General features: G+C 38.8%; 12 protein-coding genes. All 12 read left to right on the top strand.

The genetic code is table 11. The features are described 5' to 3' along the window. Positions 1–237: 237 nt before the first annotated feature. The 12 genes from QM917_RS04450 (at position 238) to QM917_RS04395 (ending at position 13,036) form a co-directional block, all read left to right on the top strand. On the top strand, positions 238–2,025 hold the full coding sequence (locus QM917_RS04450) for a glycoside hydrolase family 35 protein (RefSeq protein ID WP_414285024.1): 1,788 nt from the start codon (positions 238–240) through the stop codon (positions 2,023–2,025). Beyond that, positions 2,022–2,498: a PTS system mannose/fructose/N-acetylgalactosamine-transporter subunit IIB gene (locus QM917_RS04445; RefSeq protein ID WP_414285022.1), complete on the top strand. Its 477-nt coding sequence runs from the start codon at positions 2,022–2,024 to the stop codon at positions 2,496–2,498. Before QM917_RS04450 ends, QM917_RS04445 begins: the two co-directional genes overlap by 4 nt. Positions 2,499–2,524: 26 nt before the next feature. Beyond that, entirely contained in the window at positions 2,525–3,430 is a 906-nt protein-coding gene (locus QM917_RS04440; protein WP_373094634.1) for a PTS mannose/fructose/sorbose/N-acetylgalactosamine transporter subunit IIC, read from the top strand. Next, a complete protein-coding gene (locus QM917_RS04435; RefSeq protein WP_045762521.1) occupies positions 3,417–4,238 on the top strand; it encodes a PTS system mannose/fructose/sorbose family transporter subunit IID in 822 nt (273 codons plus the stop codon). Before QM917_RS04440 ends, QM917_RS04435 begins: the two co-directional genes overlap by 14 nt. A gap of 3 nt (positions 4,239–4,241) precedes the next feature. Beyond that, complete coding sequence (locus QM917_RS04430) at positions 4,242–4,649, top strand: PTS sugar transporter subunit IIA (protein WP_414285020.1); 408 nt, start codon at positions 4,242–4,244, stop codon at positions 4,647–4,649. A gap of 118 nt (positions 4,650–4,767) precedes the next feature. Further along, positions 4,768–5,934, top strand: coding sequence for an SIS domain-containing protein (locus QM917_RS04425; RefSeq protein WP_414285019.1), 1,167 nt, complete (start codon positions 4,768–4,770; stop codon positions 5,932–5,934). Positions 5,935–5,944: 10 nt separating this feature from the next. Then, positions 5,945–6,940 (top strand): tagatose-bisphosphate aldolase, encoded by a 996-nt coding sequence (lacD, locus tag QM917_RS04420; protein ID WP_414285017.1) that lies wholly within the window; start codon positions 5,945–5,947, stop codon positions 6,938–6,940. A gap of 146 nt (positions 6,941–7,086) precedes the next feature. After that, positions 7,087–8,124 (top strand): aldose epimerase family protein, encoded by a 1,038-nt coding sequence (locus tag QM917_RS04415; protein ID WP_414285015.1) that lies wholly within the window; start codon positions 7,087–7,089, stop codon positions 8,122–8,124. Between the two features lie 604 nt (positions 8,125–8,728). Next, complete coding sequence (locus QM917_RS04410) at positions 8,729–8,908, top strand: glycosyltransferase (protein WP_371607937.1); 180 nt, start codon at positions 8,729–8,731, stop codon at positions 8,906–8,908. 105 nt (positions 8,909–9,013) lie between these two features. After that, entirely contained in the window at positions 9,014–10,222 is a 1,209-nt protein-coding gene (locus tag QM917_RS04405; RefSeq protein WP_414276240.1) for a glycosyltransferase family 8 protein, read from the top strand. Positions 10,223–10,320: 98 nt separating this feature from the next. Beyond that, on the top strand, positions 10,321–11,808 hold the full coding sequence (locus QM917_RS04400) for a glycosyltransferase (protein ID WP_371607935.1): 1,488 nt from the start codon (positions 10,321–10,323) through the stop codon (positions 11,806–11,808). 7 nt (positions 11,809–11,815) lie between these two features. Then, positions 11,816–13,036: a hypothetical protein gene (locus QM917_RS04395; protein WP_414276242.1), complete on the top strand. Its 1,221-nt coding sequence runs from the start codon at positions 11,816–11,818 to the stop codon at positions 13,034–13,036. Positions 13,037–13,152 lie beyond the last annotated feature (116 nt).

Raw genomic sequence — 13,152 nt, 5'->3', positions numbered from 1 at the left:
ATATTCTAAGCGATTGACTTACATATTATTTACGGTTAAAAACTCATACATTTATGCTATCTAGATCGAAAATATTTAAGAAAAAAATTTTTTACAAGAATTTTAGAAAACAATTCAGTAAAAAAAAGAAAAATTTTAAATAATTTTCGAAAAATCTATTGACAAGATGGATTCATTAGTTTATCATTTAATATAACAACAAATGAAAGCGCAAACGGAAAAGTATGGGGGGGTAAAATGGCAAGGTTTAAAATTGAGGATGATTTTTACCTAGATGGGGAACCATTCAAAATTTTATCTGGTGCCATTCATTATTTTAGAATTCCTGAAGAAGACTGGTATCATTCATTGTACAATCTCAAGGCTTTAGGTTTTAACACTGTTGAAACCTACGTCGCTTGGAATTTGCATGAGCCAACTGAAGGAAACTTCAATTTTGAAGGCAATCTTGATATTGAAAAATTTCTTCAGACAGCTCAGGACTTAGGCTTGTATGCTATTGTTCGACCATCTCCCTTTATCTGCGCAGAGTGGGAATTCGGTGGTTTACCAGCATGGCTTTTAAATAAAGACATGCGAATCCGTTCTTCTGATCCAGCCTTTGTTGAAATGGTAGGACGTTACTACGATCATTTACTTCCACGTCTTGTTTCAAGATTGTTGGATAATGGTGGTAACATCCTCATGATGCAGGTTGAAAATGAGTACGGTTCATACGGTGAGGACAAAACCTACTTGCGTGAGATTCGCCGATTGATGGAAGAACGTTCAGTGACTTGTCCGCTCTTTACATCTGATGGTCCATGGCGAGCAACTCTGAAAGCTGGTACCTTGATTGAAGATGATCTCTTTGTGACAGGGAACTTTGGTTCAAAAGCAAACTTTAACTTCTCGCAAATGCAAGAGTTCTTTGATGAGTATGGCAAGAAATGGCCACTCATGTGTATGGAATTCTGGGATGGATGGTTTAACCGATGGAAAGAACCAGTCATCACGCGTGAGCCAGAGGAGTTAGCAGAAGCCGTACATGAGGTACTAGAGCAAGGCTCTATCAACCTTTACATGTTCCACGGTGGAACCAACTTTGGTTTTATGAATGGTTGTTCAGCTCGAGGAACTATTGATTTACCACAAGTAACATCTTATGATTATGACGCTCTCCTTAATGAAGCTGGGAATCCAACTGCTAAATACATGGCAGTTAAGGAAATGATGGCAACTTACTATCCTGAGTATCCACAATTAGAACCGCTTTACAAAGAGAGCATGGAAGTTGAAAACATTCCACTGGTTGAGAAAGTTTCTCTGTTCGAAACCTTGGATAGCCTAACAAGTCCAACTAAAAGTCTCTATCCTAAGAAAATGGAAGAGTTGGGACAAAGCTACGGTTATCTACTCTATCGTACAGAAGCTAGTTGGGATGCAGAAGAAGAACGCATCCGTATCATTGACGGTCGAGACAGGGCTCAGCTATTTGTAGATGGTAAATGGGTTACAACTCAGTACCAGACAGAAATTGGTGAGGACATCTTCTATCAAGGAGAAAAGAAAGCGCTCTCTCGTTTTGATGTTCTGGTAGAAAATATGGGGCGTGTCAATTACGGGCATAAGTTCCTAGCAGATACACAACGGAAAGGGATTCGTACAGGTGTCTGCAAAGATCTACACTTCATGCTGAACTGGGAACACTATCCGCTTCCACTAGATAATCCTGAAAAGATTGATTTCTCAAAAGGATGGACAGAAGGACAACCTGCCTTTTACGCCTATGACTTTGAAGTTGAGGCTCCGAAGGACACCTACTTAGAACTATCTGAGTTTGGTAAAGGGATTGCCTATGTCAATGGCCGTAATCTAGGACGTTTCTGGAATGTTGGTCCAACCTTATCGCTTTATATTCCGCACAGCTATCTCAAGGAAGGTGCTAACCGCATCATTATCTTTGAAACTGAAGGGGAGTATAAAGATTACATACACTTAACTCGTAAACCTACACTAAAACATATAAAGGGGGAAAATTTATGACAATTGTAGGATGCCGTATCGATGGACGTTTGATCCACGGACAAGTAGCAAACCTTTGGTCTGCTAAACTTAATGTTTCACGTATCATGGTCGTTGACAATGAAGTTGTTGACAACGATGTTGAAAAGAGCGGATTGAAACTTGCAACACCACCAGGTGTAAAACTTAGTATTTTGCCAGTTGAAAAAGCTGCAGCCAATATCCTTGCTGGTAAATATGATAGCCAACGTCTCTTGATTGTAGCACGCAAACCTGACCGTTTCCTTGGTTTGGTTGAAGCAGGTGTGCCACTTGAAACTGTCAATGTCGGCAACATGTCTCAAACACCAGAAACACGTGCGATCACACGTTCTATTAACGTTGTAGATAAAGACGTAGAAGATTTCCACAAATTGGCGGAAAAAGGTGTTAAACTTACTGCTCAAATGGTTCCAAATGATCCAGTTTCAGACTTTTTGAGCTTATTAAAATAGGAAAAAATTTTTAGGAGGTCATTGTTATGATACAATGGTGGCAAATTTTACTTCTCACTTTGTACTCAGCTTATCAAATCTGTGATGAGTTGACGATCGTTTCTTCTGCAGGTTCCCCTGTATTCGCTGGTTTCATTACTGGTTTGATCATGGGAGATTTGACAACTGGTTTGTTTATCGGTGGTAGCTTGCAGTTATTCGTACTTGGGGTAGGTACCTTCGGTGGTGCTTCTCGTATCGACGCAACTTCTGGTGCGGTTCTTGCGACTGCTTTCTCAGTTTCACAAGGTATTGAGACTGACCTTGCGATCACTACAATCGCTGTACCAGTAGCGGCACTTTTAACTTACTTCGACGTACTTGGTCGTATGACTACTACATTCTTCGCACACCGTATTGATGCTGCGATCGAACGCTTTGACTACAAAGGAATCGAACGTAACTACCTTCTTGGTGCGCTTCCATGGGCTGCTTCTCGTGCCCTTCCAGTATTCTTCGCCCTAGCTTTCGGTGGAGAATTCGTACAAGCAGTTGTAAACTTTGTTAAAGAATTCCAATGGGTTGCAGACGGTTTGACTCTTGCAGGTCGTATGCTTCCAGGTCTTGGATTCGCTATCTTGCTTCGTTACCTTCCAGTTAAACGTAACCTTCACTACCTTGCTATGGGATTCGGTTTGACAGCTATGTTGACTGTACTTTACTCATACGTAACAGGTCTTGGTGGAGCAGTTGCTGGTCTCATTGGCACTCTTCCTGCTGACGTTGCTGAAAAAATTGGCTTTGCCAACAACTTCAAAGGTTTGTCTATGATCGGTGTCTCTATCGTAGGTATCTTCCTTGCAGTTGTTCACTTCAAGAACAGCCAAAAAGTTGCTGTAGCAGCACCTTCTACACCATCAGAAAGTGGGGAAATTGAAGATGACGAATTCTAATTACAAATTAACAAAAGAAGATTTTAATCAAATTAACAAACGTAGCTTGTTCACTTTCCAATTGGGATGGAACTACGAACGTATGCAAGCATCAGGTTACCTTTACATGATCTTGCCACAATTGCGTAAAATGTATGGAGATGGAACTCCTGAGTTGAAAGAAATGATGAAAGTTCATACTCAATTCTTCAACACTTCACCATTCTTCCACACAATCATCGCTGGTTTTGACCTTGCCATGGAAGAAAAAGATGGCGTTGACTCAAAAGATGCGGTTAACGGTATCAAGACAGGTTTGATGGGACCATTCGCTCCTCTTGGAGATACTATCTTTGGTTCACTTGTACCTGCTATCATGGGATCTATCGCTGCAACAATGGCTATCGCTGGTCAACCTTGGGGTATCTTCCTTTGGATCGCAGTTGCAGTAGCCTATGACATCTTCCGTTGGAAACAGTTGGAATTTGCATACAAAGAAGGGGTTAACCTTATCAACAACATGCAAAGCACTTTGACAGCTTTGATTGAAGCTGCATCTGTACTTGGTGTATTCATGATGGGTGCTCTTGTAGCAACAATGATCAACTTTGAAATTTCATACAAATTGCCAATCGGTGAGAAAATGATTGACTTCCAAGATATCTTGAACTCAATCTTCCCACGCTTACTTCCAGCAATCTTTACAGCATTCATCTTCTGGTTGCTTGGTAAGAAAGGTATGAACTCAACTAAAGCAATCGGTATCATCATTGCTCTTGCAGTTGGACTTTCATTCATCGGTAAATTTGTACTTGGAATGGGCGCATAATTTATGACTAAATCATTGATTTTAGTGAGCCATGGACGTTTTTGTGAAGAACTTAAAGGTAGCACAGAAATGATTATGGGTCCACAAGACAACATTCATGCAGTAGCTCTTCTTCCAGAAGATGGACCAGAAGATTTCACTGCGAAATTTGAAGCTGCTGTCGAAGGTTTGGATGATTTCCTAGTCTTTGCTGACCTCCTTGGTGGAACACCATGTAACGTGGTGAGCCGTCTGATTATGGAAGGTCGTGACATCGAACTTTATGCAGGAATGAATCTTCCGATGGTCATTGAATTTATCAATGCGAGCCTAACTGGCGCTGATGCAGATTATAAGAGTCGTGCTTCAGAAAGCATTGTCAAAGTTAATGATTTATTGGCTGGCTTCGACGATGACGATGAAGACGAATAAGGTGTAATAACAGAAATACTGTTTGAACACATTTCATAGAATATAAATGGGAATGGGGCTTACTCCCATTCCCATATTTTAGATAAAAAACAATATAATAATAGATTAGAGGAACTCAATGCTAGATTATACAAAAGAAGAATTGCTTGAGTTGGGGGCAGAAATCACAACACGCGAAATCTACCAACAACCAGATGTTTGGAAAGAAGCTTTTGAAACTTATCAAGCACGACGTGATGAAATTGCAACTTTCTTGCAAGGAATTGCAGATAAGCATGACTATATCAAAGTAATCCTAACTGGTGCTGGAACTTCTGCTTATGTAGGTGATACTCTAGTTCCTTACTTCAAGGAAGTTTATGATGAACGTAAATGGAATTTCAATGCTATTGCGACAACAGATATCGTTGCCAACCCACAAACCTATTTGAAAAAAGACGTGGCAACTGTTTTGGTATCATTTGCACGTAGTGGAAACTCACCTGAGAGTGTAGCAACCGTTGACTTGGCTAAGGCTCTAGTTGACGAGCTTTATCAAGTAACAATCACATGTGCGGCTGAAGGGAAATTAGCACTTCAAGCCCACGGTGATGATCGCAACCTCTTGCTCTTGCAACCGGCAGCTTCTAACGATGCTGGCTTTGCAATGACATCAAGCTTTACTTCAATGATGTTGACCGCACTTTTGGTCTTCGATCCAACTGAATTTGCTCTTAAAGCTGAACGTTTTGAAGTGCTTTCTAGTCTTGCTCGTAAAGTTCTTGACAATGTGGCTGATGTGAAAGAGTTGGTTGACTTGGACTTTAATCGAGTGATTTATCTAGGTGCAGGTCCATTCTTTGGTCTGTCTCATGAAGCCCAGCTTAAAATTTTGGAATTGACTGCTGGTCAAGTCGCGACTATGTATGAAAGTCCAGTTGGCTTCCGTCACGGTCCAAAATCTCTTATCAACGAAGATACAGTCATTTTGGTATTTGGTACTACAACAGATTACACTCGTAAATATGACTTAGACTTGGTTCGTGAAGTTGCAGGCGACCAAATTGCTCGACGTGTTGTTCTCTTGAGCGACCAAGCCTTCGGACTTGAAAATGTTAAGGAAGTCGCGCTTGGGTGCGGTGGGGTTCTGAATGATGTTTACCGTGTCTTCCCTTACATCGTTTATGGTCAGTTATTTGCTCTCTTGACTTCACTTAAAGTTGGTAACAGACCAGATACACCATCACCTACAGGTACAGTGAACCGTGTTGTTCAAGGTGTCATTATTCACGAATTTGAAAAATAAGGAAGAATCTATGAGTAAATTAACATTAAGCCCAAATAAACTTGCTTGCTTGCAAAAACTCTCAGACGAAAATGGGATCATCTCAGCTCTTGCTTTTGACCAACGTGGTGCTTTGAAACGCCTCATGGCTCAATACCAAACAGAAGAGCCAACAGTAACTCAAATGGAAGAACTCAAAGTATTGGTAGCGGATGAATTGACTAAATACGCTTCATCTATGCTTCTTGACCCTGAGTATGGACTTCCAGCTACAAAAGCTCTTGATCCAAAAGCTGGTCTTCTCCTTGCTTATGAGAAAACTGGATACGACACAACAAGTACAAAACGCTTGCCAGACTGCTTGGATGTTTGGTCTGCAAAACGTATCAAAGAACAAGGGGCAGATGCTGTTAAGTTCTTGCTTTACTATGACGTAGATAGCTCTGACGAACTTAATCAACAAAAACAAGCCTACATCGAACGCATTGGTTCTGAGTGTGTGGCTGAAGATATTCCATTCTTCCTTGAAATTCTTGCTTACGATGAAAAGATTGCTGACGCTGGTTCTGCAGAATACGCTAAAGTAAAACCACACAAGGTTATCGGCGCTATGAAAGTCTTCTCAGATCCACGTTTCAACATCGATGTCTTGAAAGTAGAAGTTCCAGTTAACGTGAAATACGTTGAAGGCTTTGGTGATGGAGAAATCGTTCATACACGTGAAGAAGCTGCTACCTTCTTTAAAGCCCAAGACGAAGCTACTAACCTTCCTTACATCTACTTGAGTGCAGGTGTATCCGCTAAACTCTTCCAAGAAACACTTGTCTTTGCCCACGAATCAGGTGCAAACTTCAATGGTGTTCTTTGTGGACGTGCAACATGGGCTGGCTCCGTTGAAGCTTACATCAAAGATGGAGAAGCAGCAGCTCGCGAATGGCTTCGTACAACTGGATTTGAAAACATTGATGAACTTAACAAGGTTCTTCAAACAACAGCTACTTCATGGACTGAACGTGTAGAAGCATAGATCAGAAATAGAAGAAACGACTTTTGTTAATAAAATATCTATGGTTTCTTGACAAAGGTGTTTGTAAATCATACAATAAAACCATAGAGAGTGAATGCGCTTTCTATGGTTTGTTTGCTTAATTGAATTAGAAAAAGGAGAGAAGGATGAAAGCATACACAGAACGTGTATTTGGGAAAGTTGATGGCAAGGATGTCCTCGCTTACCGTTTTGAAACGGAGGCAGGATACCAACTGGAAATCATGACTTATGGAGCAACAATTTTACGCTATGTAACTCCAGATAAGACTGGCAATTTTGCCAATGTTATCCTAGGTTTTGACGATTTCGAAAGCTATGTTGGGAATAGCCCTAAACATGGAGCGAGTGTAGGTCCAGTGGCAGGTCGTATCGCAGGTGCGACTTTCGAACTCAATGGGAAGACCTATGAACTCGAAGTCAACAATGCTAGCAACTGTAACCACAGTGGCTCAACTGGTTGGGATTCTAGCTTGTTTGAACTAGTCGAAGTGAATGATAATGGTTTGACTCTTTACACAGAAAGAGTAGACGGGACAGGAGGTTTCCCTGGAAACCTTAAGATCTGGATTAGCTACAACTTGGAAGAAAGTGGTGCCTACGAAGTTAGTTACAAGGTAACGACAGACCAGGATACCTTGGTCAATCCAACTAACCATAGCTACTTTAACTTATCTGGTGATTTCACGCAGACAGTTGACCGTCATGTTTTCCAATTGAACACAGAAGGTATCTACCCAATCGCTCCTGACGGTGTCCCAGCTAAAACTCCAGATGCTAACCGTGATGTGGTCAAACATATCTATAATGGTGCCTTATTGAAGGATATCTTTGCAGAAGAAGATGAGCAAATCCAACTCGTATCTGGTTTGGACCATCCATTTGCGCTACCTGCAGGACATGACAATGCTGGCTTCCTCTATGACCAAGGTTCAGGTCGCTTCTTGCTCTTCAAGACAGAGGCTCCTTGCTTTGTGGTCTACACAGCAAACTTTGTGGACGAGAGTGTCATCATCGCTGGTCAGCCAATGATTCAGCACAATGGAATTGCTCTAGAAGCGCAAGCTTTACCAGATGCTATTCATAGCGATCTTAAAGATCAAGTCATTCTTAAAGCAGGTGAAACTTTCACCAGCAAAACTCGTTATGAGCTTGTTGTGAAATAATGATTGTTTTCTGAGTAAACCTAGACTTTAACCGTTAGTTATTTACTAGCTGTTAGAATCTAGGTTTTTTGATTCTTGAAAAATAAGGAAATAATCTAAAGTTTAGAAGATAATTCTATATATCAAATATTTTTACTGAATAAAGATGATTGACTTATATTGATAGTTGAATGCTACAATAATATCTAATAGATATATTTATATGATAGCTCTTTTGCTAAAAATAAGGTATAATTAAAATGGAATAAATCTAGGCTTTTGACTAAAAAATACTAGATTTTTATAAAGATTTTTGGGAAAAAAACTCTCTATAGAAGATTCGTGTTCTTGGTCAAAGTTATAAGGGGAAGATTAGCAATGGTATCAGTATCTGGAAAATTCTGTATCTTTTCACATAAAAATAAGCAACATCAGCGCTTTTTTCAACTGTTACCCGATGGTCAAATCAAGGATATTGGTGGAACCGGTCAGAGGAGTTGACTACTGAGAGGCTGGATAAAATCATGAGTAAAGATATTTCAGCTTTCATCAGAGAATTTTTCCGCAAACTATAGAAAGCTAGTAGTGAATTGGGAATCCTACTGAAGAACCGTTTTTCATAACTTTGGAAAAGTATAAAGAGAAATATAAAAATGACAGAAAAATTAGTATAATTGTATCAGTTTACAACGTTGAAAACTACTTACGACAATGTCTAGATAGTATTCTCAATCAAACCTATCAAGATCTAGGGAAAAACTGTGCTGCCCTTAGATATTGTAGCCCATCAAGCAGAACTCTTTGATAAAGTAATCGCCCATGAAGAACCTCAAAAATGGTAGATGAAATTCGACAGATTTTATTAGTTAATAGAAAAAGAAAATAAACGTTAGATAAAAGGGATTGAAAAATGAAGAAAGCAATCGTACTTGGAGCAGATAATGGATATATGGATAAGGTGGAAACTACTATCAAGTCTGTTTGTGCTTATAACGATGATATAAAATTTTATGTTTTTAATGACGATCTACCTTCGGAATGGTTTCGTATTATGAATCAGCGATTGAAAGCTATTCATTCAGAAATTGTAAATGTAAAGATTTCTAATAATCATCTCCGAAAATATCATTTACCAACGGCGCATTTATCATACGCAGCTTATTTTCGCTTTTTTATTCCAGACATACTGAAGGAAGATAAGGTTTTATATCTTGATTCGGATATTATTGTCAATGGAGATTTAACACCCCTTTTTGCAATAGATCTAGGTGATAGCCCAGTCGCAGCAGTTAGAGATGAATTGCAGCAAACAAATTTCAATTCAGGCGTTTTATTGATAAATAATGCCCATTGGAGAGAGCATGCGATTTCAACAAAATTGTTTGAATTAGCAGATCAGTACCATGAAGTTGAGTTTGGTGATCAAGGAATTTTAAACCGATTTTTTGTAGGGCAATGGAAAGAGCTAGACGTCAATTACAATTTTATGGTTGGAATGGATACTATTGCGACACGTTTTCAAAAAGATGAATGGTATGTAAAAGCGAATCAATATGAATCAGAGGTTTCTGTTATTCATTATACAGACGAAAAACCATGGTCAGCTGTATATAATAATCGCTTGGGAGATAAGTGGTGGTTCTTCTATGCTTTAGATTGGTCAGATATTATCTTACGGAAAGAGATTATCAAACATGGTTTAGATGAGCTTACAGAAAAAGAAAAATATCATACTGCAATCTTTACAAATGCTTGCGAGATGGAGCACTTGGAGTTTTTGATAAAAGCACTACCTGAGGTTCATTTTCATATTTTGGCTCATACAACTTTTGCCTCCCAAGTGGTCGATTTACAACGATATTTAAATGTGTCCATTTATCCACAGTTCAATCCTTATAATTTTGAAAATGTTCTTAGCAAAATCGATTTTTATTTGGATATCAATCATTTTAACGAAATTATGAATATCACTCAGGAGATTCATAAATTAGGGAAACCGATCTTTGCTTTTGATAATACCAGTAAGGACCCAACAGGAGGAAGTCAGATTTTTTCTTCACAAACTCCTGAAGTGATGGTAGTGGCGATTAAAGCTTACCTCAATTCGTTAGATAAATGAGAAAGTTTTAGTAGATAATCTAATCATTCGCTAGTTCACTTCTTTTATGGAGTCTATGATTTGATGCTTGTGATTAGAGTTTAGTTTGGAGTTAAAGAATGCTTTACACTTTTAATCTTATGGTGGGTTTAGAACCAAATGGTGTAGATGTTGCTCAAGCATATCGCGGGAAGGTTTTTCGCGACTTGGACCTTCCTGCCAGTTTTGTTTTTACACAGGTCCCTCCTCGCTTTAAATGGGACTATTACCTTTCTTTGGGTCATCTTGAGGAAGAAATCCTATTAGCACATATGTTGTTGACAGATCAGCGTGATATGAGCTTGGGGATCCGTATAGATGATATGAAGCAGCTCTTACACCTGACTGCTGAATATAAGGAAAATAATTGTGAATTGATTTTTCAAGAACAAGATGGTGTGACTACCATTCTACATAAAAACAGTCTAAAACCGGATTATGTGGATTATGTAGATTATTATGTATTTGGTCGTTTACTTCGTAGAGAACATTATGGTAAGAAAAAGCTGTTCACAGAATTTTTTACAGCAGTGGATGCTGGATTTGGTCTAGAAGCTAGAGTTGTTCGCCGACTGTTTCATAATAGAGATGGTTCCATAGCCTTTGAAGAGATTAAGAAAGAACCAGGTGAGGATACTGAAGCAGTTTATCGGTGTGGATCGGAGTGGTTCTATAGTGAGTCTGAATTTTTAGAGCGAGCCTTATCAGAGTTGCAGTTTAGTAAAGAGGATCATGTATTTATTGATCGTCTAGAGAATCTTCCCTTCACATCACCTCTTTTACGTTTAAAAGGAGAAGCAAGATTATCCTGTGTTGTGCACTCTATTCATTATTGGGGAGATCAGATCAATTCTGAATACTATCACCTTTTTCAATATGCCGAGGAATTTGATGATATTTTAGTATCAACGCAATCACAGAAGGATGAATTGGAAAAACATTTAGCATTACTAGGGAAAACTGGTCAAGTTCGCGTTCTTCCAGTAGCTGCCCTAGAACAGTTGCAATTAGCTGATGAACGAAAACCTTATTCTGTGATGATTGCCGTGCGGTTTGAACGCCGAAAACGGTTAGACTTAGCAATCAAAGCCATCGTTGCTTTTCATGAAATTTTTCCAGACGTCAACTTAGATATCTATGGGCAAGGGATGCTATGGCAGGATATTGAAGCAGAGATTGCCAATCTAGAAGCACAAAATTATATCCATCTTAAGGGGCATCAGACAATTTCAAACCGTTTCAAAGAGTATGAACTTTATTTGGCTACCTCGGAATGGGAAACTTTTGGTATAACTTTGTTAGAAGCAATTGGTTCTGGACAAGCTCTTGTTGGTTTAGATGTACCTTATGGAAATCAGACCTTTATTCAAGAGGGTAAAAATGGTTATTTAGTTCCTTTTGATGCTCGTTCGGATGAGGAAATTGTGGTTGATTTAACAAAAGCTTTAGAGAAAGCCTTCAAACAGATCAAACAGCTGAGGGAAGGCTCTTACCGCTTGGCTGAAGAATATTTATCAGACTGCATAACAAAACAATGGTATGAATTTTTGACTAGAGAATGGGAATAAAAAAGCAATGATGTATTATTATCTGACGAGGGAATGGTCTTCAGATGACGATCGCCTAAAAAAAGATTTAGAACTCATGGGGATGGATCTGAAACCATTAACGATTAACAATATTTTTACTAGTTTTTTTTCTAATCATGAAAATTCAAGTCCCTTACACATGACTCAACTTCCCTTACCTCGATTTTGGGAGGTTCTTTCTACAGGTGATATCGTAGCGGAAGGAAATAAAAAAGGGAAGATTTTCTGTTATCCTCAGTGGCCACAAATGGTGGAGTTAGTCGAATGGTATGATAACAAAGGTGTTTGTTGTGCAAGAGATCATTACGATTTATCGGGAACTTGTTTTCATAGAGAAATTTGGAGTGGTGGGAAAAAAGAGATAGACATTTATGGTCAGGAAAGTCAAGAACAACTCTATCTTTTTTCATCTCATAATCGTGCACTTTATCGAGAAGCAAACGGTCGGGAACAGGGCTTTTCTTCAATTGATGAAGCAAGAAAACTGATTTTAGATAAACAATTGTCTACAGGTTATTGTATAGTGTTATCGGATATAAGCTTGCTTAGGGATATGCCTAACCTCTCATCTAATCAGATAATGTTTTACATAAGAGAAGAGTTATCTGTCGAAGATATTTCGTATCTAAAAGATCGTTGTGGGAAACTACTGACTCGAGATTTGAAATTAAAGACAGACAATATGAATCTTCCCCTGATTTATCTACCAACGTTTCTTGGGGCCTTTAGAGAGTTTCGTCCGCATATTTTAATTTTTACAGATACGCAAGAACTAGAGCAAATTGAAGTCCTTGTATCTGCCCTACCGAATTTTGAATTTCATATTGCTGCGCTAACAGTAATGGGAGGGCGTTTATTAGATTTGGATTGTCATGCAAATGTTCATCTCTACCCAGGCCTGTCTAGAGAGATATATGAGAAACTTTTACAAACGTGTAGCATTTATCTGGATATTTCTCATGCGCAGGAAATACTTGATGGTAGCCGTACAGCTCTTGAAAATGGCATGATCCTTTATGCTTTTAAGGACACGTGTCACCAACCAGAGTTTTATGTTACTGACCATGTGTTTCCAAGGGATGGTGTAGCAGAGATGATTGACGAATTATCTCAACTTGTAAATCCAGAAAAATATCAATCTGCTTATGATAAACAAAAGATGAATCCGTACTTAGTGACCAGGGAAGAGTTGAAGTTACTTTTTTAAATGATGGATAAATAAGGGAAGTATCGTGAAAGCTTTAGAATAGATCTTCCTAGATAAAGATAACAATAACTATATAGCGTTTAGCTTAGTATTTCACTTGCTGACAATTTGTGTTT

Origin of the sequence: Streptococcus infantis, assembly GCF_047460685.1 — a bacterium.
Classification (GTDB): Bacteria; Bacillota; Bacilli; order Lactobacillales; family Streptococcaceae; genus Streptococcus; species Streptococcus infantis_AD.
The sequence above is the reverse complement of the archived record's forward strand: the minus strand, read 5'-3'. Positions and strand labels throughout refer to the sequence as shown.

Excerpts from the sequence above, each read along its gene's own strand:
- QM917_RS04450 (WP_414285024.1), top strand. The coding sequence starts at position 238 with ATGGCAAGGTTTAAAATTGAGGATGATTTTTACCTAGATGGGGAACCA.
- QM917_RS04445 (WP_414285022.1), top strand. The coding sequence starts at position 2,022 with ATGACAATTGTAGGATGCCGTATCGATGGACGTTTGATCCACGGACAA.
- QM917_RS04440 (WP_373094634.1), top strand. The coding sequence starts at position 2,525 with ATGATACAATGGTGGCAAATTTTACTTCTCACTTTGTACTCAGCTTAT.
- QM917_RS04435 (WP_045762521.1), top strand. The coding sequence starts at position 3,417 with ATGACGAATTCTAATTACAAATTAACAAAAGAAGATTTTAATCAAATT.
- QM917_RS04430 (WP_414285020.1), top strand. The coding sequence starts at position 4,242 with ATGACTAAATCATTGATTTTAGTGAGCCATGGACGTTTTTGTGAAGAA.
- QM917_RS04425 (WP_414285019.1), top strand. The coding sequence starts at position 4,768 with ATGCTAGATTATACAAAAGAAGAATTGCTTGAGTTGGGGGCAGAAATC.
- lacD (WP_414285017.1), top strand. The coding sequence starts at position 5,945 with ATGAGTAAATTAACATTAAGCCCAAATAAACTTGCTTGCTTGCAAAAA.
- QM917_RS04415 (WP_414285015.1), top strand. The coding sequence starts at position 7,087 with ATGAAAGCATACACAGAACGTGTATTTGGGAAAGTTGATGGCAAGGAT.
- QM917_RS04405 (WP_414276240.1), top strand. The coding sequence starts at position 9,014 with ATGAAGAAAGCAATCGTACTTGGAGCAGATAATGGATATATGGATAAG.
- QM917_RS04400 (WP_371607935.1), top strand. The coding sequence starts at position 10,321 with ATGCTTTACACTTTTAATCTTATGGTGGGTTTAGAACCAAATGGTGTA.
- QM917_RS04395 (WP_414276242.1), top strand. The coding sequence starts at position 11,816 with ATGATGTATTATTATCTGACGAGGGAATGGTCTTCAGATGACGATCGC.